The 25,060-nt window shown below is 52.2% G+C and carries 21 protein-coding genes and 1 pseudogene; 8 read left to right on the top strand and 14 right to left on the bottom strand.

Annotated elements, in window-relative coordinates; genetic code table 11:
• Nucleotides 1-81: 81 nt before the first annotated feature.
• Together FOB24_RS13430 and FOB24_RS13425 are read right to left on the bottom strand one after the other, a co-directional pair.
• Nucleotides 82-1,467 carry a NarK family nitrate/nitrite MFS transporter gene (locus FOB24_RS13430; protein WP_085048191.1) on the bottom strand — a complete coding sequence of 462 codons (1,386 nt, stop codon included), beginning with the start codon at nt 1,465-1,467 and terminating at the stop codon, nt 82-84.
• A 211-nt stretch (nt 1,468-1,678) separates the two neighbouring features.
• Nucleotides 1,679-2,257 (bottom strand): TetR family transcriptional regulator, encoded by a 579-nt coding sequence (locus FOB24_RS13425; protein ID WP_085048192.1) that lies wholly within the window; start codon nt 2,255-2,257, stop codon nt 1,679-1,681.
• A 117-nt stretch (nt 2,258-2,374) separates the two neighbouring features.
• On the opposite strand from FOB24_RS13425, the gene FOB24_RS13420 reads away from it, so the two are divergent.
• Nucleotides 2,375-3,844, top strand: coding sequence for an MFS transporter (locus FOB24_RS13420; protein WP_150345035.1), 1,470 nt, complete (start codon nt 2,375-2,377; stop codon nt 3,842-3,844).
• Here the strand turns inward: FOB24_RS13420 and FOB24_RS13415 are convergent, their stop codons facing one another.
• The 3 genes from FOB24_RS13415 to yddG form a co-directional block, all read right to left on the bottom strand.
• Nucleotides 3,845-4,225, bottom strand: a complete 381-nt coding sequence (locus tag FOB24_RS13415) for a GFA family protein (RefSeq protein WP_087856632.1) — start codon at nt 4,223-4,225, stop codon at nt 3,845-3,847.
• Nucleotides 4,226-4,368: 143 nt separating this feature from the next.
• The gene (ompD, locus tag FOB24_RS13410) at nt 4,369-5,448 is read right to left on the bottom strand and encodes a porin OmpD (protein ID WP_038640648.1); all 1,080 of its coding nucleotides are present in this window, start codon (nt 5,446-5,448) and stop codon (nt 4,369-4,371) included.
• 460 nt (nt 5,449-5,908) lie between these two features.
• Nucleotides 5,909-6,790, bottom strand: coding sequence for an aromatic amino acid efflux DMT transporter YddG (gene yddG, locus FOB24_RS13405; protein ID WP_121529058.1), 882 nt, complete (start codon nt 6,788-6,790; stop codon nt 5,909-5,911).
• 286 nt (nt 6,791-7,076) lie between these two features.
• Here yddG and fdnG point away from each other — a divergent pair, with 286 nt between their 5' ends.
• The 4 genes and pseudogenes from fdnG to FOB24_RS13385 form a co-directional block, all read left to right on the top strand.
• The gene (gene fdnG / locus FOB24_RS13400) at nt 7,077-10,124 is read left to right on the top strand and encodes a formate dehydrogenase-N subunit alpha (protein WP_121529057.1); all 3,048 of its coding nucleotides are present in this window, start codon (nt 7,077-7,079) and stop codon (nt 10,122-10,124) included.
• Between the two features lie 12 nt (nt 10,125-10,136).
• Nucleotides 10,137-11,021, top strand: coding sequence for a formate dehydrogenase N subunit beta (gene fdnH, locus FOB24_RS13395; protein WP_150345034.1), 885 nt, complete (start codon nt 10,137-10,139; stop codon nt 11,019-11,021).
• The gene (fdnI, locus tag FOB24_RS13390) at nt 11,014-11,670 is read left to right on the top strand and encodes a formate dehydrogenase-N subunit gamma (RefSeq protein ID WP_038640638.1); all 657 of its coding nucleotides are present in this window, start codon (nt 11,014-11,016) and stop codon (nt 11,668-11,670) included. The genes fdnH and fdnI overlap by 8 nt, the downstream gene beginning before the upstream one ends.
• 129 nt (nt 11,671-11,799) lie before the next feature.
• Nucleotides 11,800-12,400, top strand: a pseudogene (locus FOB24_RS13385) (inorganic diphosphatase); the annotation flags it as partial.
• Nucleotides 12,401-12,481: 81 nt separating this feature from the next.
• Here the strand turns inward: FOB24_RS13385 and FOB24_RS13380 are convergent.
• Nucleotides 12,482-14,197 (bottom strand): ABC-F family ATP-binding cassette domain-containing protein, encoded by a 1,716-nt coding sequence (locus FOB24_RS13380; RefSeq protein WP_150345033.1) that lies wholly within the window; start codon nt 14,195-14,197, stop codon nt 12,482-12,484.
• Between the two features lie 418 nt (nt 14,198-14,615).
• Between FOB24_RS13380 and FOB24_RS13375 the strand changes: the two genes are divergently transcribed.
• Nucleotides 14,616-15,518, top strand: coding sequence for an endonuclease/exonuclease/phosphatase family protein (locus FOB24_RS13375; protein ID WP_121529055.1), 903 nt, complete (start codon nt 14,616-14,618; stop codon nt 15,516-15,518).
• Nucleotides 15,519-15,587: 69 nt separating this feature from the next.
• Here the strand turns inward: FOB24_RS13375 and maeA are convergent, their stop codons facing one another.
• Together maeA and sra are read right to left on the bottom strand one after the other, a co-directional pair.
• The gene (gene maeA / locus FOB24_RS13370) at nt 15,588-17,285 is read right to left on the bottom strand and encodes a malate dehydrogenase (RefSeq protein ID WP_038640630.1); all 1,698 of its coding nucleotides are present in this window, start codon (nt 17,283-17,285) and stop codon (nt 15,588-15,590) included.
• Nucleotides 17,286-17,464: 179 nt separating this feature from the next.
• Nucleotides 17,465-17,605, bottom strand: coding sequence for a stationary-phase-induced ribosome-associated protein (sra, locus tag FOB24_RS13365; RefSeq protein WP_038640628.1), 141 nt, complete (start codon nt 17,603-17,605; stop codon nt 17,465-17,467).
• Between the two features lie 228 nt (nt 17,606-17,833).
• Here sra and FOB24_RS13360 point away from each other — a divergent pair, with 228 nt between their 5' ends.
• A complete protein-coding gene (locus FOB24_RS13360) occupies nt 17,834-18,265 on the top strand; it encodes an OsmC family protein (protein ID WP_085048199.1) in 432 nt (143 codons plus the stop codon).
• Between the two features lie 47 nt (nt 18,266-18,312).
• Here FOB24_RS13360 and FOB24_RS13355 read toward each other — a convergent pair whose 3' ends face one another.
• Genes FOB24_RS13355 through FOB24_RS13330 form a run of 6 tightly spaced genes read right to left on the bottom strand, consistent with a single transcriptional unit; the run spans nt 18,313 to nt 24,025 of the window.
• Nucleotides 18,313-19,083 carry a 3-hydroxybutyrate dehydrogenase gene (locus tag FOB24_RS13355; protein ID WP_085048200.1) on the bottom strand — a complete coding sequence of 257 codons (771 nt, stop codon included), beginning with the start codon at nt 19,081-19,083 and terminating at the stop codon, nt 18,313-18,315.
• Nucleotides 19,084-19,094: 11 nt separating this feature from the next.
• Entirely contained in the window at nt 19,095-20,489 is a 1,395-nt protein-coding gene (locus FOB24_RS13350; protein WP_199951110.1) for a GntP family permease, read from the bottom strand.
• Between the two features lie 43 nt (nt 20,490-20,532).
• On the bottom strand, nt 20,533-21,456 hold the full coding sequence (locus FOB24_RS13345) for a 3-hydroxyacyl-CoA dehydrogenase family protein (protein WP_150345032.1): 924 nt from the start codon (nt 21,454-21,456) through the stop codon (nt 20,533-20,535).
• Nucleotides 21,446-22,648 carry an acetyl-CoA C-acetyltransferase gene (locus tag FOB24_RS13340; protein ID WP_150345031.1) on the bottom strand — a complete coding sequence of 401 codons (1,203 nt, stop codon included), beginning with the start codon at nt 22,646-22,648 and terminating at the stop codon, nt 21,446-21,448. Before FOB24_RS13340 ends, FOB24_RS13345 begins: the two co-directional genes overlap by 11 nt.
• 10 nt (nt 22,649-22,658) lie before the next feature.
• Nucleotides 22,659-23,315 (bottom strand): CoA transferase subunit B, encoded by a 657-nt coding sequence (locus FOB24_RS13335; protein WP_038640615.1) that lies wholly within the window; start codon nt 23,313-23,315, stop codon nt 22,659-22,661.
• Between the two features lie 2 nt (nt 23,316-23,317).
• Nucleotides 23,318-24,025: a CoA transferase subunit A gene (locus FOB24_RS13330; protein ID WP_032939731.1), complete on the bottom strand. Its 708-nt coding sequence runs from the start codon at nt 24,023-24,025 to the stop codon at nt 23,318-23,320.
• A gap of 142 nt (nt 24,026-24,167) precedes the next feature.
• Here FOB24_RS13330 and FOB24_RS13325 point away from each other — a divergent pair, with 142 nt between their 5' ends.
• Nucleotides 24,168-25,058 carry a LysR family transcriptional regulator gene (locus FOB24_RS13325; RefSeq protein WP_038640611.1) on the top strand — a complete coding sequence of 297 codons (891 nt, stop codon included), beginning with the start codon at nt 24,168-24,170 and terminating at the stop codon, nt 25,056-25,058.
• Nucleotides 25,059-25,060: the final 2 nt, after the last annotated feature.

The raw sequence follows: 25,060 nt of genomic DNA, 5'->3' as shown, positions 1-25,060 counted from the left end.
AACTCCTGCTTCGATAATATTGCCGACGATGAATCGCACACCAGGCCTGCCTGAATGTCCGATCCAACGGTATCCATTTCGTTATTTTTTTTGTGATTTACGGCCATAGACCAGCCAGGTCACCAGCACACAGACGATGTAAAACACCAAAAATATTTTCATAGCCCCCACCGGAGAGCCGGTTAGCGCCAGGGATGAACCAAACGCTTTAGGAATGAAGAAGCCGCCCACAGCGCCAATGGCTGAGATGAATCCAAGCGCGGCGGCGGTGTCGGTTACCGCTTCACGCTGGGCCTGTTCCTCTGTACCACCGCGCAGTTTCACCCGGTAAATCGTGATTTTGCGAAAGATCACCGCAATCATCTGGAAGGTCGACCCGCTTCCCAGACCCGCAGTCAGGAACAGCCCCATAAACACCAGATAGAAGGCGACAAAGTTTCCTTCACCGGACCCCGGCAGAGTAAGAAACAGCAGGGCGCTGAACAGTGCCATAAAGATGAAGTTAATTAACGTGACGCGTACACCGCCGAACTTGTCAGAGATGACGCCGCCCGCCGATCGCGCAAGCGCGCCGATGAAGGGGCCGAAGAACGCCAGTTGCAGAATATCCACGTCAGGAAATTGCGTTTTCGCCAGCATGGCAAAGCCCGCCGAAAAGCCGATAAATGACCCGAAAGTTGCAAGATACAGCAGGCTTAACAGCCACAAGTGAAAACGCTTGAGGACCGGTAACTGGGAAGCAATAGAAGCCTTCGAACTGGCAATATCATTCATTCCCATACCTGCCGCCAGGGTGGCTATTAGCAGAAGTGGAACCCAAATCCATGCGGCATTAGCCAGCGACAATAACGAGCCATCAGCTTGCGGTACGCCCTGGACGCCCAAAAAGGTAAATATGGGCAGAAAAATCACGAGCGGCGCGATCAACTGCATCACGCTGACGCCGAGGTTGCCAAGACCGCCGTTAACGCCCAGCGCGCTGCCTTGCTTTGCTTTGGGGAAGAAAAAACTAATATTGCCCATGCTGGAGGCAAAGTTAGCGCCAGCAAAACCGCACATCAGCGCAATAATAATAAATACTCCAAACGGAGTAGCGGTATTTTGCACGGCAAATCCCAGCCAGACGCAGGGAATAACCAGAATAATCGTGCTAAAAATGGTCCAACGGCGACCGCCAAATATAGGTACCATAAAGGAGTAGGGAACGCGCAATATTGCACCAGAAAGGGAGGGTAATGCCGTTAATAAAAACAGTTGATCGGTGGTGAAATTAAAACCAATTTTATTCAGATTGACGGCTACGGCGCTAAACAGCATCCAGACGCAGAAGGCAAGCAAAAGGCAACTTACTGATATCCAAAGATTTCTACGAGCAATGTGCTTGCCTTTGTTTTCCCAAAAGGCAGGGTTTTCTGGTTTCCAGTCAGTCAAAAGATAACGATTATTTTTCTCATTTGATGATGACATATTATTCTCCATGCACATGCCGTTCATGAAAAAGAAATAAACGCATACAGGCCGCGCGGCTTCTTTTTAGAAACTATTGAAAGGTTTTGGGAATATTGACTGAAAGAATAGATAAAAAAGCGCAATAACGCGGGATAAGGGGAGAATTACAGGTTGGTTAAGTGTTACTAATTGTAAACTTAAATGATGTATTGTTTGTTCATCTATAACATCAACTAAATAACTCCAGCGTAATCATACGATCCAGGTGGTGCTCGAAAGCGGGATCGGCCATTTCCTCTATGCCCAACACATACATACCATCCAGGCCGCAGACCACTGCGATTAAACGCCATGCGACATCGGCGGCATCTGGGGTGGATAAAAACTCACCGGCTTTCTGTCCCTGAGTGATGATGTTAGCCGTTTCCTCATGCCACATCCGCATGGTCAGCAGATAGGCGCTTTTGATCTCAGGATCTTTATCTGCCAGCACCTGTGCTTCACGCCACAGCCTGATATGGGGTTCGAACCCGCCATCTTCGCTGCCCAGCATGGCATGCAGCCGTTCCCGAAAACTGGCGTTTTCGCTGACCAGTTCAGCATCAAGCAGGGTACGGATCAGGCGCACAAAAGCCTGAGACTTGAGTTCACCGGCAGAGGAAAAGTGATGATGCACCTGACCCGTCGCCACATGGGCTTCCGCCGCTATACGTCGTACGGTCATGGCAGTAAACCCTTCTTCCAGCGCAACGCGCATCGCCGCTTGCAGAATCACTTCCCGACGTTCATCCCGGTTCAGATAGCTCATCATTCCTCCTGTATCTCAATAGCACGCAGTCTAACAAAAAGTTGGACATACGTTCAATTTTCCGTAGGATCGCTAAAGCTGGACATGTGTCCAGTTTCGGTTTCGTTAGGGAGTTTTATGTTTCGTCAGTGGTTAACGTTAGTCATTATTGTACTGGTCTACATCCCTGTTGCGATTGATGCAACGGTGCTGCACGTTGCCGCGCCCACGCTGAGTATGACGCTGGGTGCCAGTGGTAACGAGCTGCTGTGGATTATTGATATTTATTCGCTGGTCATGGCTGGCATGGTGTTGCCAATGGGGGCATTGGGCGATCGCATCGGTTTTAAACGTCTGCTGCTGTTGGGCGGGGGGTTATTTGGCCTGGCATCGCTGGCCGCTGCGTTTGCCCACAGCGCCAGTTGGCTGATTGCCACGCGGGCGGCGATGATTGTTCCGGCTACGCTCGCGGGTATTCGCGCCACCTTTGCCGAACAGCGTCATCGCAATATGGCGCTCGGCGTCTGGGCCGCTGTCGGTTCCGGCGGCGCGGCGTTTGGGCCATTAGTAGGCGGCATACTGCTGGAGCACTTCTATTGGGGATCCGTGTTCTTAATCAATGTGCCTATTGTTGTGGTGGTAATGGCATTGACGGCTCGTTTCGTGCCACGCCAGGCTGGACGTCGCGATCAATCGTTAAATTTCGGTCATGCGATAATGCTGATTGTCGCTATTCTGCTGCTGGTCTATAGCGCCAAAACCGCACTGAAAGGTCATATGGCGACCACTGCCATCGTGCTGACATTGTTAACCGGAGCGTTGCTGTTGGGGCAGTTTGTCCGTATCCAGCTTGCAGCTTCGCGGCCAATGATTGATATGCGGCTGTTTACGCATCGCATTATCTTAAGCGGCGTAGTAATGGCGATGACCGCGATGATTACGCTGGTTGGTTTCGAATTGCTGATGGCTCAGGAGCTCCAGTTTGTGCACGGTTTGACGCCGTATCAGGCCGGTCTGTTTATGCTACCGGTGATGCTGGCAAGTGGTTTCAGCGGCCCCATTGCCGGCATGTTGGTGTCACGTCTGGGATTACGTTGTGTGGCAACGGCGGGTATGGCGCTTAGCGCCGTCAGTTTTTACGGTCTGGCGATGACGGATTTCAGTACGCAGCAAATACAGGCGTGGATATTGATGGCCTTGCTCGGATTCAGCGCGGCAAGTGCGCTTTTGGCCTCAACTGCGGCAATCATGGCAGCAGCCCCGGCAGAAAAAGCGGCAGCGGCTGGCGCCATTGAGACGATGGCTTATGAACTTGGCGCCGGGCTTGGCATCGCTATCTTTGGCTTACTGTTGAGCCGTAGCTTTTCTGCCTCGATTCTGCCACCTGCCGGACTCAATCCGCAGGAGATAGAGCGCGCCTCATCATCAATGGGCGAAGCGGTGCAACTGGCGCATTCGCTCCCGTCGTCGTTGAGTGAGGCATTGCTGGCGGCTGCCAGAGAAGCCTTTACCTGGTCACATAGCGTGGCCTTAAGCAGCGCTGGCAGTATGCTTATCGTATTAGCGATAGGGATGTGGTTCAGTCTGGCAAAGCTACAGCGTCAATAACTAGTGGGCTAAATGACAGGGGTAATCCATCTCTTCGACTTCTTTTCCACTCAAGCGAGCGTATTGCCCCGTCAGTCTCCAGAATGCAGGTTGAGTTTCCGTATAGATTTCTGCCGCTAACACCAGGCGGCGGCGATCTACCTCGTTAAGTTCCAGTAGCGTCCACGGCACAAAATAGCGTTCGCTACCCGTCAGGGTAAACCACAGCGGGCACCCACAGCCGGAACAGAAGAAACGTTCACCACGATTTGAAGAAGGAAAGTGTGAGGGTTGGGCTGAATCCGGCGACATCTGCGGATGAGCGCTGGCCTCCAGATACATAGCGATGCCACCCGACCATTTCTGACACAACGTACAGTGGCAGGCATAGACATCCAGCATTTCGACGTCAACGGTAAAATGACTCTGTCCGCAAAGACAACGACCAGTGAACGTCTGCACGGCATACTCCTTATGACCGAGACTACATCAAGAGAAAAAGCCAGCCCCGAAAGGACTGGCTTTGTATTCAGACTACAACAAAATTAGAACTGGTAGTTCAGACCAACAGCCACGATGTTGTCAGTGCTTACACCTGCATAGCGGGTGAAGTTGTTGTCATCCAGCAGGTTGATTTTGTAATCAACGAAGGTAGACATGTTTTTGTTGAAGTAGTAGGTAGCACCCAGGTCTACGTATTCAACCAGATCCTGGTCGCCGAAATAACCCAGATCTTTACCTTTGGATTTCAGGTAAGCAACGGACGGACGCAGGCCGAAGTCGAACTGGTACTGAGCAACAGCTTCAAAGTTCTGAGCTTTGTTAGCAATACCGTCGATTTTACCGAACGTAGTCATGTTGCGGGTTTCGGAGTAGGTGGTCGCCAGGTAGATGTTATTCGCATCATATTTCAGACCAGCAGCCCATACTTCCGCATTCTGACCGGATGCGTACAGACCGTTGTTACCGTTACGAACCTGACGGTCGGTACGGTCAGATTTCGCGTAGGTCGCACCAACGCCAAAACCTTCGTACTCATAAGTAGTAGACAGACCGAAACCGTCGCCGTTTGCTTCTACTTCATTGTTACGATCGTTTTTGCCCTGATACTGAGCAGCAAAGTTCAGACCTTCAACCAGACCGAAGAAATCGGTGTTACGGTAGGTTGCAACGCCGGTAGCACGCTGAGTCATGAATACGTCAGTCTGGGTCCAGGTATCGCCACCGAACTCTGGCAGAACGTCGGTCCATGCGCCGATGTCGTAAGCTACGCCGTAGTTACGACCGTAGTCGAAAGAACCGTATTCAGCGAATTTCAGGCCAGCGAATGCCAGACGGGTTTTGTCTGCTTCGGAACCCTGATCTTCAGAACGGTTGCCTTTGAATTCATATTCCCACTGACCAAAACCAACCAGTTGGTCATTGATCTGAGTTTCGCCTTTGAAGCCCAGACGTGCGTAGGTTTTGTCGCCATCGCTGCTGGTGTCATCAGAGAAATAATGCTGAGCGTGAACTTTACCGTAGATATCCAGTTTGTTTGCGTCTTTGTTATATACCTCAGCCGCGTTTACTGCACCTGCCGCCAACAGGCTAGTCACTGCCACTGCAACTAATTTAAGTTTCATTCTAAATAATCCTTATAATTTTTTCTTGGTGTGTTTCCTAAACCATTGCTAAACGAAGGGGTTCGTCAATGGCAAACCATTTTTAAATGACGCAGTGGTATAAGTTCAATAATAAGTTTCATAATATTGCGAAATATTTGAAGTTGTGTGATCCAGATCTACATAATACAGCTGATTGTATTAATCTTAATATGTGACAAATCTGATGAGATATATTTACGCAGGGGACTATTATGGTAGCTATGGTTTAAATGGCGTTAGTTTCGCTTGTATAATATATACATGCGGAGGGTTATAGATAAACATGAAATACTTTCACGCGTTAACTAATAATCATATATTTAACATTTAATTAAACAAATATAAACAAAAAACACAAGTGCAATGCGCAATAATTATCCATCAGCCTGGCTAAAGTATAGCCGGATTTTATTTATTTGTGATAAAACCCGGTTTTTTTTCAGGCGCGGCGCGTTGCCAACCAGCAAAGTAGCGAGCCAGCGCAAACCATCAGCGCGCCTTGCCAGAAAGAAAGTGATAGCGGGGCGCTGAGTAGCACGGCGGCAAGCGCGGAGGACAGTACGGGCGTAAAATAAGAACCCACCGCCATAATGGTGACATTACCGTGCAAAATACCAATATTCCACGCAGCATAGGCAAATCCTAACGTTAATGCTGCAGTGAACATTTTAATCGTCACCGGAGTGCTGAAAACCATTTCCGGCTGAGGGGTGACAAAATAGTAAACCCACAGACTTGCGGCTGTCAGTAAGACGAACACCGTGATGCCGTTAAAGCCTTTTGCATATTTATTGGTCACTGTGCAATATGTGGCCCAGATAAAAGCCCCCAGAAAGGCGAGAAAATAACTGAGCGGACTACTGGCAACATTGCTGATAATTTCGCCAGGATTGAGGCCATTTTCACCACCTAATACCCAACAAACACCGGTCAATGCGATAATTAATCCAGGAATGACCAGCCAGGTTGATTTTTGACCATTAAATAATATGGCGAACAATATCGTCAGGCTTGGCCAGAGATAATTTACCATCCCGACTTCAATAGCCTGATGACGGGTAGCGGCATAACCCAGGGCCAGTGCTAAACAAATTTCATAGCTAACAAAAAGCACGCTACCGGCGATTAAATAGCGAACAGGAATTTTTCTGATATTTGGAAATCCGACAGTAAATATGAGCAACAGGCCGCTTAATGAAAAAATCATCGCTGCGCCGCCAGCAGGTCCCAGTCCCTCACTCACTCCCCGAATAAGTCCAACCATCGTGCTCCAGAGTACGATGGCAATCAGACCAATTAACGTTGCTTTTTGTTTTGTCATTCTGTTTCTCTGTCCATACCACTGGCAAAAAATAAGCTGAAATTTATAGCACTTTTACACCATAGCACGCTAATTAATTACCTTTTGCATACCTCCTTATGGGTACAAGGGTTAAACAAAGTGCACTATTTAGTAGCGGAACCGTTTCGTTTTTGATTTGACGCAAAAAAAATATGGATATAGCTGATAGTTTCGTCGCGAAGTTGTACATGTCATCTTTCAGGCTGCCTCGATTACGCACTTTGAGAGATTTCTTGTACGAATCCCTGCAAAAAAGAGGAAAGCAATGGACGTCAGCCGCAGACAATTTTTTAAAATCTGCGCGGGCGGTATGGCGGGAACAACAGTAGCCGCTCTGGGTTTTGCACCCAAAATGGCACTGGCTCAGGCACGAAACTATAAGTTATTACGCGCCAAAGAGATCCGAAACACCTGCACATACTGTTCCGTAGGTTGCGGGCTATTAATGTATAGCCTGGGTGATGGAGCAAAAAACGCCAAAGAGTCGATTTACCATATTGAAGGGGATCCGGATCATCCGGTGAGCCGGGGGGCATTATGTCCTAAGGGCGCAGGATTACTGGATTACGTACACAGTGAAAACCGTCTGCGTTACCCGGAATATCGCGCTCCTGGTTCCGACAAATGGCAGCGTATCAGCTGGGATGAAGCTTTCTCCCGCATCGCGAAGCTGATGAAAACTGACCGTGACGCCAACTTTATTGAGAAAAATGAGCAGGGCGTAACGGTTAACCGCTGGCTTTCAACCGGGATGCTGTGCGCATCTGCAGCAAGTAATGAAACCGGCATGCTGACGCAAAAATTTGTGCGCTCACTCGGCATGCTGGCAGTAGACAACCAGGCGCGCGTCTGACACGGACCAACGGTAGCAAGTCTTGCTCCAACATTTGGTCGCGGTGCGATGACCAACCACTGGGTTGATATTAAAAATGCTAACGTCGTGATGGTGATGGGCGGTAACGCCGCTGAAGCACATCCGGTGGGATTCCGCTGGGCGATGGAAGCTAAAAACAACAATGACGCCACGCTGATTGTTGTTGACCCACGTTTTACTCGTACAGCCTCGGTGGCGGATATTTACGCACCGATTCGTTCCGGCACGGATATTACGTTCCTGTCCGGCGTTTTGCTGTACCTGATTGAAAATAACAAAATCAACGCTGAATACGTTAAGCATTACACCAACGCCAGCCTGCTGGTGCGTGATGACTTTGCTTTCGAAGAGGGTCTGTTCAGCGGGTATGACGCGAAAAAACGTCAGTATGATAAATCGTCCTGGAACTATCAGTTCGATGAAAACGGCTACGCCAAACGCGATGAAACATTAAGCCATCCGCGCTGCGTGTGGAACCTGCTGAAACAGCATGTATCCCGTTACACGCCAGATGTGGTGGAAAATATCTGCGGTACGCCAAAAGAAGACTTCCTGAAAGTCTGCGAAGTGCTGGCTTCCACCAGCGCAGCCGATCGTACAACCACGTTCCTGTATGCGCTGGGCTGGACGCAGCATACCGTCGGGGCGCAAAACATCCGCACCATGGCGATGATCCAGTTGCTGCTCGGCAATATGGGGATGGCCGGTGGTGGTGTCAACGCCTTGCGCGGTCACTCCAACATTCAGGGGTTAACCGACTTAGGTCTGCTCTCTACCAGCCTGCCGGGCTACCTGACGCTGCCGTCAGAGAAACAGACAGATCTGCAAACCTATCTGGCTGCGAACACGCCAAAAGCGACGTTGGCCGATCAGGTTAACTACTGGGGCAACTATCCGAAGTTTTTCGTTAGCCTGATGAAATCTTTCTACGGCAATGCGGCGCAGAAAGAGAATGACTGGGGCTTTGAGTGGTTGCCGAAGTGGGATCAGTCCTACGACGTCATCAAATACTTCAATATGATGGATAGCGGAAAAGTCACCGGCTACATCTGTCAGGGCTTTAACCCGGTTGCGTCCTTCCCGGACAAAAACAAAGTGGTGCAGTCCCTGAGCAAACTGAAGTATCTGGTCGTTATCGATCCGCTGGTGACAGAAACCTCAACGTTCTGGCAAAACCACGGCGAATCAAACGACGTTGATCCGGCATCTATCCAGACCGAAGTCTTCCGTTTGCCGTCAACCTGCTTTGCGGAAGAGGACGGTTCAATTGCCAACTCCGGTCGCTGGTTGCAGTGGCACTGGAAAGGTCAGGACGCGCCGGGCGAAGCCCGTAACGATGGCGAAATTCTGGCCGGCATTTACCACCGTCTGCGCGACATGTACCGCACTGAAGGCGGTAAAGCAGTTGAACCCGTGCTGAAAATGAGTTGGAACTATAAGCAGCCGGACGAACCGCATTCAGAGGAAGTGGCGAAAGAGAACAACGGCTATGCGCTGGAAGATCTCTATGATGCCAACGGTGTGCTGATTGCGAAGAAAGGCCAGTTGCTCAATAGCTTTGCGCTGCTGCGTGATGATGGCACAACCTCATCTTCCTGCTGGATTTATACCGGTAGCTGGACCGAGCAGGGCAACCAGATGGCCAACCGCGATAACGCCGACCCGTCAGGGCTGGGTAATACGCTGGGTTGGGCATGGGCATGGCCACTGAACCGTCGCGTTCTGTATAACCGCGCGTCGGCGGATCCGCAGGGTAAACCGTGGGATCCAAAACGCATGCTGATCCAGTGGAACGGTACGAAGTGGACGGGGAACGACATCCCGGACTTCAACACCGCGGCGCCTGGCAGCGGCACCAATCCGTTTATCATGCAGCCGGAAGGTCTGGGTCGTCTGTTCGCCATTGATAAGATGGCGGAAGGGCCGTTCCCGGAACACTACGAGCCAATGGAAACGCCGCTGGGTACCAACCCGCTGCACCCGAACGTAATCTCCAACCCGGCAGCCCGTCTGTACGAGGCGGATAAGCTACGCATGGGAACCAAACAGGACTTCCCGTACGTTGGGACGACTTATCGTCTGACCGAACACTTCCATACCTGGACCAAGCACGCATTGCTGAATGCGATTGCTCAACCAGAACAGTTTGTGGAAATCAGCGAAACGCTGGCGGCAGCGAAAGGTATCAATAACGGCGATCGCGTGAAAGTCAGCAGCAAGCGTGGATTTATTCGCGCAGTTGCGGTGGTTACGCGTCGTCTGCGTACCCTGAACGTCAATGGTCAGCAGGTCGAAACGGTTGGGATCCCGATCCACTGGGGCTTTGAAGGAGTCGCGCGTAAAGGCTATATCGCCAACACCCTGACGCCGAATGTCGGTGATGCAAACTCGCAAACGCCGGAATACAAAGCGTTTTTAGTAAACATCGAGAAGGCGTAAGGGGGCGAATATATGTCTATGGAAACGCAGGACATCATCAAACGGTCCGCAACAAACTCCATCACGCCGCCGCCTCAGGCCCGTGATTACAAAGCAGAGGTCGCGAAACTGATCGATGTGTCCACCTGTATAGGCTGTAAGGCCTGCCAGGTGGCATGTTCAGAGTGGAACGATATCCGCGATGAAGTCGGTCATTGCGTCGGGGTGTATGACAACCCCGCCGATCTCAGCGCCAAATCCTGGACGGTGATGCGATTTAGCGAAACCGAACAGAACGGCAAGCTTGAGTGGCTAATTCGTAAAGACGGCTGTATGCACTGTGAAGATCCGGGCTGCCTGAAGGCATGCCCGTCTGCCGGGGCGATTATTCAGTACGCCAACGGGATTGTCGATTTCCAGTCAGAGCACTGCATTGGCTGCGGCTACTGTATTGCCGGGTGTCCATTTAATATTCCGCGCCTCAATAAAGAGGATAACCGCGTGTATAAATGTACGCTGTGTGTGGACCGCGTCAGCGTCGGGCAGGAGCCTGCCTGCGTCAAGACCTGTCCAACAGGGGCAATACATTTCGGCACCAAGCAGAAAATGCTGGAAATGGGCGAACAGCGGGTGGCCAAACTGAAAGCTCGCGGTTTCGAACACGCCGGACTCTACAACCCGGAAGGTGTGGGGGGGACGCATGTGATGTACGTTCTGCATCATGCCAACCAGCCGGAGCTGTACCACGGCCTGCCGAAAGATCCGCAGATTGATACCTCTATCAATCTGTGGAAAGGGGCGCTGAAACCGCTGGCCGCAGCCGGATTTATCGCCACCTTCGCCGGACTTATTTACCACTACGTTGGTATTGGTCCGAATAAGGAAGTGGACGACGACGAGGAGGATCATCATGAGTAAGTCGAAAATGATTGTGCGCACGAAGTTTATCGACCGCGCCTGTCACTGGACGGTGGTGATCTGCTTCTTCCTGGTGGCGCTGTCGGGGATTTCATTTTTCTTCCCGACTCTGCAATGGCTGACGCAGACTTTCGGTACGCCGCAGATGGGGCGTATTTTGCACCCGTTCTTTGGGCTGCTGATCTTCGTGGCGTTAATGTTCATGTTTGTACGCTTTGTTCACCACAACATCCCGGATAAAAAAGATATTCCGTGGCTGAAAAACATTGTGGAAGTGCTGAAAGGCAATGAACATAAAGTGGCGGATGTGGGCAAGTACAACGCCGGACAGAAAATGATGTTCTGGTCGATCATGAGCATGATTTTCGTGCTGCTGATTACCGGCATTATTATCTGGCGTCCGTACTTTGCACAGTTCTTCCCGATGCAGGTCGTGCGTTATAGCCTGCTGATCCATGCGGCGGCAGGCATTATCCTGATGCACGCCATCCTCATCCATATGTATATGGCATTCTGGGTGAAAGGCTCTATTAAAGGCATGATCGAAGGGAAAGTGAGCCGTCGCTGGGCGAAGAAACATCACCCGCGCTGGTATCGCGAAGTCGAAAGACAAGAAGCGAAAAAAGAGAGCGAGGAAGGGGTTAACTAATCCCTGACGTTACCTCCACGTAATGGCGCTACATCAGTAGCGCCATTTTTTTGCCAAAAAAACGTCATGTTTCTGTCATCTGCTCAACGTAAGGTGTTGTCTTTTCAATAATAGAAGAGTTAAAAGACAATGCATCTGGTAAAAAAATTACTCGCAGTCAGCGTGTTTCTTTGTGCGTCCGCTCAGGCGCAGAACATCCTCGAATTTCCTCAGCCGGAAAATAACCCGGAAGAGTTTTATGCCGTAACTGAAATCCCGGCAGGTGGAATGATTAAATATGAAACCGACGCCAAAACCGGTTTTATCGTTGCCGATCGCTTCCAGTCAATGCCGGTTGCCTATCCCGCCAACTACGGCTCGTTGACTCAATCTTTAGCCGGTGACGGCGACCCGCTGGACGTCATTTTTTATACCCGTGCGCCACTGGCCCCAGGAACATTGATTAAGCTGCGCGCGATTGGCGTGCTGAAGATGATCGACGGCGGAGAAAAGGACGACAAAATTGTCGCCGTTCCGGCCAGTAAAATTGACCCGACTTATGATGACATCAAAGAGTTGAGCGATCTGCCCAAGATTGAAGTGCAACGCCTGGAATCTTTCTTCCGCGTGTACAAAGATCTGCCGGAAGGGCGCAAAAAGGTAGAATTAAACGGTTTCAACGACGCCGCTACGGCAAAGCAAGAGATCAAACAGGCCTGGGATGCCTGGAAAGAGAAAAAACCGCAGTAATACATGGCATGCCGGATGACGGGCCTACAGGCGCATTTTGCTGATGTAGGCCGGATAAGCTTGCGCCATCCGGCAATGCGGTTTACTCCAGTAGTGAGTTCAGACGCGCAATCTCCTGACGCCATTGCGCTTGTAACAACGGTTTTTGATGTTTCGGCTTACGAGCGAGATCGTCGGCCAGCCGCTGCTCCAGTTCGAGAAGTTGTTCCAGTAACGCATCACTGTCGCGGCTTATTTCATTTCTCGCTTCAACCACCGTTTTCGGGACAGGTATCTCAGTAGATGTTTCCCGAATTCGCGCGTTGATCGCGTCCAGATCGTGCCATTCGCTGAGTTCGACGTTATCAATAAACCAGAACCGGTTACAGCTTTTGCTGATAAGCTGGCGATCATGACTGACCAGCAGCACGCCGCCGTGATAGCTTTGCAGCGTTTCTGCCAGCGCCTCTTTGCCTTCCATATCCAGATGGTTGGTCGGTTCATCGAGCATCAGCAGGCTATAACGCGCAAGCGTCAGTCCCACAAACAATAACCGGGAACGCTCGCCACCACTTAATGTACTGACCCGCTGTGCGTGCCGAACCCATGGAAAGCCCGCGCTAATCAAGGCCATTTTGCGAATATCAGGCTGAGGAGCAAACGCTTCCAGCGCGTCAAACAGCGAGTCGTCATCAGCGAGTTGGTGCAGCGTTTGATCGTAATACCCCAGCGTAACGCGCGGGTGTAACACCAATGAAGGCGATGCCAGCTGTGAGTGAAACTGTTGCCAGATAAGCCTTAACAGCGATGATTTCCCACAACCATTGCGCCCGACAATCGCCACGCGATCGCCGCTTTTTACGCGGATACCGGCTATCGAAAACAGCGAATCTGCGCCAGGAGCAGGGGCCACGGACAGATGAGTCATCTCCAGCAAACGATCCGCACGCAGGGCATCACCCTGCAATGTTAGTGTCCACTGACTTCCCGAGGTTACTTCGGTCTGTACCTCTTTCAGGCGCAGCACCTGTTTTTCCATCTGCTTGGCTTTACGGGAAAGGTCTTCGTTGTCGTAGACCCGCCCCCAGGTCGCCAGCCGTTTGGCGCTGGCGGTGACACGGTCGATCTCCTTTTGTTCAGCCTTATGGCGCAAAGCATCGCTGGCGTCTCTGTCTACCAGAGCCTGACGCGCCGCGCTACAGGGCAGATCGAAGGCATGCAGGGTGCGATCGCGCAGGATCCAGGTCCCGTGAGTCACGGCATCCAGTAACTGCGGATCGTGGGAAACCACTACAAAACTACCAGACCAGTTCTGTAAGAACTGTTCCAGCCACAGTAATGTGGGCAAATCCAGGTGGTTACCCGGTTCATCCAGCAGTAGCAGGTCAGGATTTCGCATCAGCGCCCGCGCTAATAACAGGCGCGTGTGTTGTCCGCCGCTCAGCGTTTGTGCTGTCAGAGATAAATTCTCCGGCGTGAAACCCATTTCGGCCAGCAACGCTTCAACTCGCCATTGCTGGCTCGCGCGTTCATGCTCGGGAAGTTGAGCAAGCACCGCCTCTTGCAACGTAAGCGGCAGTATATCGTCAGGTAAATGTTGCTCCACACGTGCGAGATGACAGTGATTCGCCTGCGCGATAGACCCGCTGGTGGGTGAAATCGTGCCATCAAGCAGTTTTAACAGCGTACTTTTGCCGCAGCCGTTGTAACCGATAAGCCCGATGCGGTCACCTTTTTTCAGGGTGAAGGAAAGATCGTCGAATAGCGTGCCAAATGCCGTATCAACGTGTAAGGATTGTGCGGTTAGTAATGTGCTCATTGTTGCTTACTCAAGAGTTACAGGCGTAAAAACGCCTCGTCAAACATCGCTGACGATAACCCGGTAAGCCCGAGAGAAGGGGATTGAGAAGTTAGCTTCGCTCAAGCAGAAGTTATCGCAGCACGATACCGATAACGCTTGAGCACTGGCGATCGCCAAAAGCATGTGAAACGATAAAACGTTCACAGTACAGCATAAGTATCCTCCTTTTGTTTTTCAGAATGTTAATCGGTGATGAAAGTGTAATCGCAACATACGAGGTAGCGCAAGCTTTGAACACCCAGCAGATCACAAGACAAATAAATCAGGCAAAACTTAATTTTCGTCGCGTCGAAAGCATGAGTTAAGGATCACAATAACGATCGCTGTTCTCCGGTACGCTGTCGCTCACTATTTTATTATTTGGAGAATAGATGACATGAAAAAAACAATGACATTGACGATGATTGCGCTGGGATGTTTATTTGCAAATGCACAAGCAAGCGAAAAACTCGCTGGTAATGAGATACTTAAAGTGCAAAAGGGTGGTGTTCCTGACAAAATTTACACGCAGAATAACCCGCATTTAAAGATTGCCACCTATAACATTGGTAAAAATGAAGCATCTGCTGATGTGGCGGATTTTACGGCACTTAATTCAGCTATTAAAAGAATAGATGCAGATATTATAGCAGTGCCAGAGGTTGATAATAAAACAGGGCGCAGTCAAAAGATCGATCAACTCAAAAAAATCGCTGATGCCAATAAACTGTATTACGCCTTTGGTAAAGCACTCGATTTTGATGGCGGTGAGTACGGGTTAGGACTGCTTTCCAAATATAAAATATTGCACACGCAGGTGGTAAAATTACCGTCGGGTAATGCTGAACAACGCGTGGCGTTACTGGCGCAGGTTGACGTGCCTGGGTTTGATTCTGCCCCCATCATTATGGTGACCCATCTCGACTGGCAAAAAGATCCTACCATGCGTACGGAACAAGCCCGCTATCTTTTAGATATCAGCATTGGCGACGCGACATCAGATTTCCCGGATATCGCCTCCTCAATTAAAATCCTTGCAGGGGACTTTAATTCGACCCGGGACGAGCAGCCGCTGAAAGAAATACGTTACTTTTTCAACGAAGTGACGAAAGAAGGGGTTGATACCCGCAGTTGGCCAGCCGTTAACCCTGCGATCGATATAGACCATATTTTCACGTTTAAAGGGCAGAAGTGGAACGTCAAAAATCTGGAAATTCCACATAACTCACCCGAATTTACGTGGTCTACGGCGAGCGATCACCTGCCGGTTATCGCTGAGCTGGAACTTTCAGAACAGTAATCTACATACTGTATTTCGTTCATCGAACGGCTTAAAATTGCCCGGCAGCAGAGTCTGCCGGGCAAACCGTCAAATAGACGTTCGACGGTAGTCGCGATATTCCGCCTGCCAGAAATTATCGTCAATCGCCTGTTGCAGCGCTTCGGCGGACGTTTTCACAGCCACGCCTTGCTGCTGGGCCATTTTACCCACGGCAAAAGCAATCGCACGGGAAACTGTCTGAATGTCTTTCAGTTCCGGTAACACCAGTCCTTCGCCGTTCAGCACCAGCGGTGAATACTGCGCCAGTGTTTCACTGGCCGACATCAGCATTTCATCGGTAATGCGCGATGCGCCGGAAGCAATAACACCCAGCCCGATACCCGGGAAAATATAGGCGTTATTACACTGAGCAATCGGGAAGACTTTTTCCTTCCACACTACCGGCGCGAACGGACTACCGGTCGCAACCAGCGCGTTACCTTCGGTCCAGGCGATAATATCCTGTGGCGTAGCTTCCACGCGTGAAGTTGGGTTAGACAGCGGCATGACGATGGGACGCGAACAATGCTTGTGCATTTCGCGGATGATCTCTTCGGTAAACAGGCCGGTCTGTCCGGAAACACCAATCAGGATATCCGGCTTAACGTTACGCACCACGTCGAGTAACGACAGCACATCCTCTTGCGTATCCCAGTGCTGCAGATTTTCGCGTTTTTGCACCAGCTTGGTCTGGAAGGAGAGCAGGTTCGGCATTTTGTCGGTTAACAGGCCGAAGCGATCGACCATAAACACGCGCTGACGCGCCGCTTCCTCGCTTAAACCTTCACGCTGGATTTGCGCGATGATCTGCTCGGCAATCCCGCAACCGGCTGAGCCCGCTCCAAGGAACACGATATTCTGTTCACTTAACTGGCTACCCGCCGCGCGGCTGGCGGCAATGAGCGTACCAACGGTAACCGCTGCGGTGCCCTGAATATCGTCGTTAAACGAGCAAATTTCATCGCGATAGCGGTTCAGCAACGGCATCGCATTTTTCTGCGCGAAGTCTTCGAATTGCAGCAGCACGTCCGGCCAACGATGCTTCACAGCCTGGATGAATTCATCGACAAATTCGTAGTATTCATCATCAGTGATACGCGGATTACGCCAGCCCATATACAGCGGATCGTTCAGCAGTTGCTGATTGTTGGTACCGACGTCCAGGACGACCGGCAGGGTGTAGGCCGGACTAATTCCGCCACACGCGGTATACAGCGACAGCTTACCGATCGGAATACCCATCCCGCCGATCCCCTGGTCGCCAAGGCCCAGAATACGTTCACCGTCGGTGACGACGATGACTTTGATATTGTGGTTAGGTACGTTCTGCAGGATATCGTCCATATTGTGGCGGTTCTGATAAGAGATAAACACACCGCGCGCGCGACGGTAGATCTCAGAGAAACGCTCACAGGCAGCACCTACCGTTGGGGTATAGATAACCGGCATCATCTCATCAAGGTGATTATGCACCAGTCGGTAAAACAGGGTTTCGTTGGTGTCCTGAATGTTACGCAGGTAAATATGCTTGTCGATTTCGGTTTTGAATCCCTGATATTGGATCCAGGCGCGTTCAGCCTGTTCTTCAATCGTCTCGACCACTTCCGGCAGTAACCCCAGCAGGTTGAAGTTACGGCGTTCTTCCACACTGAAAGCGCTCCCTTTATTCAGTAAAGGGAATTCCAGCAGTACCGGGCCAGCGTAGGGGATGTAAAGGGAACGCAGTTTTTTAGTTTCGTTTTCCATGTCACTCACTCTTTTTTGAATAACCGTCCCTGGCGTTCTTTATGATCGTATGTGGCCTGTCCGCCAGGGAAACGGGCGAAGTATAAAGCATTGTGAATGGGGTATGGGGTTTTATAAGCAAAAACACCACTGCGGTTGCAATGGTGTTTATCTCGTTATTCAGTCAGACCTGCGAAAGACTATTTGCCGTCAGCGCGGCGTTTTCTTCCGGTAGGATTGTTGACCACACTGGTTTTGTCACCTTCGGTCACGACTTTACGTTGGTTTGAGATTTTGTGGTCCAGTCCAAGAATATGACGGGCCTGACGGTTCGATTTCATTCTAACTCCTTAATCCTGTTTCTGGTTTCAAGGGCGAGCCCGTATAACAACGGACGAAATACAACCTGATAGAAAGCCGATGTTTAAAATAACGGCTTTCAGGATGGTCGGTCATTTTGTCTGAAAGGTCAATGCTTAAGCGGTAAATGCAGAACTATCCCGGATGGATCATGCATTTTCTCAGGCGTCCTATACTTGTAACTTCAACGACAACACAGGAGAACGGTAATGACTATCCATAAGAAGGGTCAGGCACACTGGGAAGGCGACATTAAACGCGGTAAAGGTACCGTATCGACCGAAAGTGGCGTGCTGAATCAGCAACCGTATGGGTTTAATACGCGGTTCGAAGGGGTAAAAGGCACCAACCCTGAAGAGTTGATTGGCGCGGCCCATGCCGCCTGCTTCTCAATGGCGCTTTCGTTAATGCTGGGCGATGCGGGCTTTACGCCAGACGCCATTGATACCACTGCCGATGTTTCTCTGGATAAGGTGGATGCGGGATTTGCGATAACCAAAGTAGCGCTGCACAGTGAGGTAAGCGTTCCGGGGATAGACGCCGCCACGTTTGACGGCATCATCCAGAAAGCGAAGGCCGGCTGCCCAGTTTCGCAGGTACTGAACGCGGAAATTACACTGGATTATCAGCTGAAGTCTTAATCGTGGCGTGCCGGATGTGACTACGTCTTATCCGGCACCCGATGATGTTATTGCGCCACCCAGCCGCCATCCATATTCCACGCAACGCCTCGTACCTGCGCCGCACCGTCTGAACATAAAAACAACGCGAGTTCCCCTAACTGCTCCGGCGTGACGAATTCGCGCGACGGTTGCTTTTCCGCCAGCAGGGCGTCACGTGCGACGTCAGGCGCAGCGCCTTCGGCAATACGTTTATCAATCTGCTGCTGGACCAACGGTGTGAGCACCCAACCGGGGCATAGCGCATTGCAGGTGATGCCGGTCTGCGCGGTTTCCAGCGCAATGGTCTTGGTTAATCCCACCACGCCGTGCTTGGCTGCCACGTACGCGGATTTCTCTTTAGAAGCCACCAGGCCGTGAACCGAGGCGATATTAATGATGCGTCCCCAGTTCCGTGCGCGCATGCCTGGCAGCGCCAGTCGCGTAGTGTGAAAAACGGATGAGAGGTTAATAGCAATAATCGCATTCCATTTTTCAACCGGGAAGGTTTCTACCGGAGACACATGCTGGATCCCGGCGTTGTTGACCAGGATATCCACACCGCCAAATTCGCTTGCAGCATAGCGCATCATGTCAGCAATTTGCGCTTCATCGCTCAGGTCCGCGCCGTGGTAGCCTGGCGTTTTGCCATACTGCGCCACGGCGTCTTTGGCGGCTTCGACATCACCAAATCCGTTGAGGATCAACGAAGCGCCCGCTTGTGCCAGCACCTGAGCGATGCCTAATCCAATACCGCTGGTCGAGCCGGTAACCAGGGCGGTTTTTCCCGTTAAGTTCATGATGATTCTCCTTAAACAATTCCGGTGGTGTAGAAGACGCCGATAACAAACAGCACGGCCAGGCTTTTGATCACGGTGATGGCGAAAATCCCGCCGTACGCCTGACGATGGCTGAGGCCGGTAATAGCCAGCAGGGTAATGACCGCGCCGTTGTGCGGCAGGGTATCCATGCCGCCACTGGCCATTGACGCCACGCGGTGGAAGACTTCGAGTGGAATATTGGCGGCATGGGCAGCGGCAATAAAAGTGTCAGACATGGCGGCGAGGGCAATACTCATTCCGCCAGACGCCGAGCCGGTGATCCCGGCCAGCGTGGTGATGCTGATGGCTTCGTTAAGAAGCGGGTCGGGGATCGCCGCCAGCGCTTTTGACAACACAAGGAAACCCGGCAAGGCAGCGATCACCGCACCAAAACCATACTCCGACGCGGTGTTCATCGCCGCGAGGATCGCGCCGCCAACCGCCGTTCTACTGCCTTCCGCCAGGCGACCTTTAATGTTGCGATAGCCGAACAGCACCACCAGCAGGATCCCTGAAATCAGCGCCGCTTCCACCGCCCAGATAGCGGTAATTTTACCGACTTCGGTGGTAATCGGTTTGGCAAGGCCTGGCAGTTCCAGTTGATGTGTTGCGCCATACCACTGTGGGATCCAGCGGGTAAACAGCAGGTTAAATACCCCAACCAGAATCAGCGGAGAGATAGCGATTATCGGGTTCGGCAGGTTAATGTTATCCGGCGTTTCCGGCTCGTTTAACAGTTCAGTGCCATAGCCTTCATTCTTTGCCTGCGCTTTACGACGCTGACGTTCGAGATAAACCAGACCGACGAAAATAATAAACAGCGAGCCTATCAGCCCCAGCCACGGCGCGGCCCAGGCGTTAGTCCCAAAGAAGCTGGTCGGAATAATATTCTGGATCTGCGGCGTGCCCGGCAAGGCGTCCATCGTGAAGGAAAACGCGCCCAGCGCAACGGTGGCCGGGATCAGGCGCTTAGGAATATTACTCTGGCGGAACAGCTCCGCCGCAAAGGGATACACCGCAAACGCCACGACGAACAGTGACACCCCGCCGTAGGTTAACAGCGCGCACACCAGCACGATCACCGGGATGGCGTGACGCCGCCCGAGAATATTGATGGCGGCGGCAACAATAGAGCGGGAAAAACCAGACAACTCGATTAACTTGCCAAACACCGCACCCAGCAAAAATACCGGGAAGTAAAGCTTCACAAAACCGACCATTTTTTCCATAAACAGGCCGGTGAAGGCAGGGCCGACAGCGCTGGGTTCGGTAAGCAATACAGCACCTAATGCCGCGATGGGGGCAAACAGGATGACGCTGTATCCGCGATAGGCTGCAAGCATCAGCAGGCCCAGCGCTGCCAGGGCGATTAATACACTCATCATGACTCCTCAATATCATTGTTATAGTGGGGTACAGAAAGAGAAGTTACGGTTTCAGGGCAAAGCGCAGCTGGTGCTCTCTGCGTTGCTGGATGTACTCCTTGCGCGAATCATCCCAGCGATAAAATCCCTGGCCGCTGCGCAAACCGGTATCACCGTTGGCGACCTTGTCAGCGACCAGCGACATCATGTCGCTACCTGTTGCCAGCTCCGGTAACAGATGCCGACAAATGTCCTGTACCGTAGAAAGACCGGTCATATCAGCCGCCTCCAGCGGACCAACCATGGCATAGCGTCGTCCGAGCGAGGCACGCATTACCTGATCCACTACCTCCGCGCTGGCGATACCGCTTTTAACGATATGCAACGCTTCACGCAGCAGGGCGAATTGCAGACGGTTGCCGACAAACCCTGGCGCGGCGCGATCGAGTACGACCGCTTCCAGCTGCATCGACAGCAGTAGTTGTTGTAATTCATGGAGATATTCCGCCTTCGTTGCCGTCCCCGGCACAATTTCAACCAGCGGAATAAAGTGCGGCGGGTTCCAGAAATGGGCAATCAGCAACCGCTCAGGATAGGCAAGCTTTTCTGCAAGGGCATCGGGTGGCAGTCCGCTGGTATTACTGGCGATCACCGCCTCCGGTGCGATCAGCTCTTCCAGTTGCGCATACAGCGCATGTTTAAGTTCGAGGCGTTCCGGGATGGCTTCAATCAGCAATCCGCACGCGGCAATATCCTGTAGCGACGTCGTACCGTGTAGACGGTTCATAACCGATGTTTTTTCGCTTAGAGCAAATTGTTCAGTAGCAATAAGCTCATCCACAATACCGCTGGCAATATGGCTAATTTCCGCAATTCGGCTGCTATCGGTGTCGTACAACCAGATATCGTGACCAAAGCGGGCAAAGTGGGTGGCGATGCCGACGCCCATTAAACCCGCGCCCAGTACGCAAATTTGCTTATTTTTCATGAGATCCCCCCGGACGCTCTACTGCCAGCGCGACACCCTGACCACCGCCTACGCACAGCGTGGCCAACCCTTTGGCGGCGTTGCTGCGGGCCATTTCATGCAGCAGGGTCACCAGAACCCGGCACCCGGAGGCACCAATCGGATGACCCAGCGCGATCGCGCCGCCATTGACGTTAACTTTGCTGCTATCCCAGTTCAGTGATTCGCCAACCGCCAGCGCTTGTGCGGCAAACGCTTCGTTGGCTTCAATGAGATCAACATCGTTCAGCGCCCAGCCAGCCCGTTGCAGACACTGAAGTGACGCTTCTACTGGCCCAATACCCATAATGGCCGGATCGACGCCGGAGACCGCATAGCCCGCAACCCGTCCCAGAACCGGCAAATTGAGTTCTGCGGCTTTGGCGGCGCTCATTAGCATCACCGCCGCGGCGCCATCATTGATTGAAGAAGCATTCCCGGCGGTCACCGTGCCGTTTCCAGGCCGAAACGCTGGCTTCAGCTGCGCCAGCTTATCAGCCTGAGTATCCGGGCGCGGTTGTTCGTCACGGTCCACTACACGCGGCGGTTTTTTCCCCTGCGGAACGCTGACCGGGGTAATCTCCGCACTAAAACGACCGGCTTCAATCGCGGCAGCTGCTTTTTGTTGGGAGTGCAGAGCAAATGCGTCCTGTTGCTCACGACTGATAGCGAACTTATCCGCCAGATTCTCCGCGGTAATGCCCATGTGATAGTCGTTGAAGGCGTCCCATAAACCGTCATGCACTACGCTGTCTTTCAGGCTGGCATGACCCAGGCGCAGACCGGCCCGCGCGCCGTCGAGGAAATAGGGCGCATTGCTCATGCTCTCCTGCCCACCGGCAATCACAATTTGCGCATCACCGCAGCGAATCGCCTGTACCGCCTGATGCACCGCCTTCAGGCCCGAGCCGCACACCAGATTAATGGTTAGCGCTGGCGTAGTGACCGGTAAGCCCGCGCGTAACGCCGTCTGTCTGGCCGGATTTTGACCACTGCCCGTCGTGAGCACCTGACCCAAAATCACTTCATCAATTTGCTCAGGCGCCACGGCCGTTTTTTCCAGCAGGGAACGGATGACCACCGAACCGAGTTCAACCGCCGAAAGCGGCGCCAGCGCGCCATGAAAACTGCCAATCGGGGTGCGCGTTGCCGCGACAATAACAACATCCTGCATGGTCAGCTCCTCAGTTAAATTGCATCTCGGGGACATTTTCAGGAACGATCAGCTTGCCGGCGGTTCTGGCGACGATGTCATCCACGCTGATACCCGGGGCGCGTTCGCGAAGAATGAACGCCCCGTCGGCAATCTCCAGCAGCGCCAGATCGGTAAGTACGCGTTTGATGCAGGCCACGCCGGTCAGCGGCAGGGTGCAGGCGGGAAGTAATTTTGACTCACCGTTTTTGGAGGCATGGGTCATCACCACGATGATGTTGTCGGCTCCGGCCACCAGGTCCATTGCGCCGCCCATGCCTTTCACCATTTTTCCGGGGATCATCCACGAGGCGATATTGCCGTTAACATCGACCTCAAACGCGCCGAGCACCGTCAGGTCAACGTGGCCGCCGCGGATCATCGCGAAGGATTGCGCCGAGTCGAAAATCGCTGCGCCTTTGCGCGCCGTCACGGTCTGTTTTCCGGCGTTGATCATGTCCGCATCAATTTCGTCTTCTGTGGGAAACGGCCCCATACCCAGCAAACCGTTTTCCGATTGCAGCATCACGTCCATACCATCGGGGATGTAGTTCGCTACCAGAGTGGGAATACCAATCCCAAGGTTGACGTAATAACCGTCGCGCAGCTCACGGGCGACACGCATTGCCATTTGTTCACGCGTTAACATGGTCAGGCTCCTTTCTGGCGCAGGGTGCGTTGTTCAATACGTTTTTCAAATTGCCCCTGAATAATGCGGTTAACAAAAATTCCGGGAGTATGAATCGCAGCGGGATCCAACTCGCCAGGGGGGACAATCTCTTCAACTTCCACCACGGTAATGCGCCCGGCAGCGGCCATCAGCGGATTAAAATTCTGTGCGGTATGGCGATAGATAACATTGCCGTACCAGTCGGCTTTCCAGCCTTTGACCAGCGCAAAGTCCCCGGTTATGGCCTGTTCTAAAATGTACGGACGTCCGGCAAACTCGCGCACCTCTTTTCCTTCGGCCACGGGGGTCCCGTATCCGGTCGCGGTGAAGAAAGCGGGGATCCCCGCGCCGCCAGCGCGCAACTGCTCCGCCAGCGTGCCTTGCGGCGTCAGGATGGCTTCCAGTTCGCCGCTAAGCACCTGCTTTTCAAACAGCGCGTTTTCACCCACATAGGATGCAACCACTTTGCGCACCTGACGCGTTTCCAGCAGTACGCCGAGGCCAAAACCGTCCACGCCGCAGTTGTTTGACACCACGGTAAGACCCTGAACCTCCCGACGACGTACTTCGGCAATCAGATTTTCAGGGATGCCACATAAGCCAAAACCGCCCGCCAGCAGCGTCATGTTGTCGGTCAGTCCTTCCAGCGCCTCTTGATACGTGGCGACCCGTTTATCCAGTCCAGCCATATACTTGCCCCTCCAGTTGTCCTTGCCGACATCATTGGGGGAGAAAAATGATTTGTTAATTTTAAATTTGTGACTCACTCATTGGGTTTTTTTATCAATTTAATGTTAATTAAAGGTATTCAACAGGTTAAAGGAATGCGAAATGGGAATGAGCATCAAACAGTTACGCGCGTTTTTAGCGGTAGCTCACACTCTGAATTTTGCTCATGCCAGTGAAAGACTGAATATGTCGCAACCCGCATTAAGTCTGGCGATTAAAGGACTGGAGGATTCGTTGGGTGGGGCTTTACTGTTGAGAACCACCCGCAAGGTGACCCTGACGCAGGAAGGGGAAACGTTGCTGAACATGGGGCGACAGTTGCTCGCGGACTGGGAGAACACGGAAGAGGCAATGCGCCAGCGATTCACGCTGCAACGCGGTAAAATCTCTATTGCCGCCATGCCTTCATTTGCTGCTAACGTCCTGCCGTCAGTACTGAAGACGTTTCGTGATTCCTATTCCGGTATCAACGTAACGGTTCACGATGTGATTAACGAACAAGTCATTGAGATGGTGAGTGAAGGGCGGGTGGAGATGGGCATTGCCTTCGAACCGGACTATTCCGGGCATCTGCATTTCACCCCGCTTGGTGTGGATCGTTTTATCGCGATTGTCCCGCCAACATGCCGACTGGCAGGGCGGGATCGTATTGCGTGGCGTGAACTGCTGACGCTGGATTTCATCACTCTGCAACGACCTTCCGCTGTGCGTCTGATGCTGGAAGAACAGTTGGTGCAAAGCGGGCATTCGCTGGAGGTGGCGCTGGAGAGCCATCAACTGGTGACCATTGGCCGGCTGGTGGCTAAGGGCCTGGGCGGCAGCGCGGTACCCGCGCTGTGCCGTACGCAAATGACTGAATTAGGCGCAACCTGTATCGATCTGGACACGCCGGTGATCCAGCGTCGGATCGGCGTTCTGCGTTCGGCACATCATAAGTTATCTACTGCCTCAGAAGTGCTGGTGGATACCCTGAAAAAGGCGTATTGCGCCTGATT

Origin of the sequence: Citrobacter werkmanii (assembly GCF_008693645.1) — a bacterium.
Taxonomy (GTDB): Bacteria; Pseudomonadota; Gammaproteobacteria; order Enterobacterales; family Enterobacteriaceae; genus Citrobacter; species Citrobacter werkmanii.
This window is presented reverse-complemented; position numbering and strand designations above follow the sequence as displayed.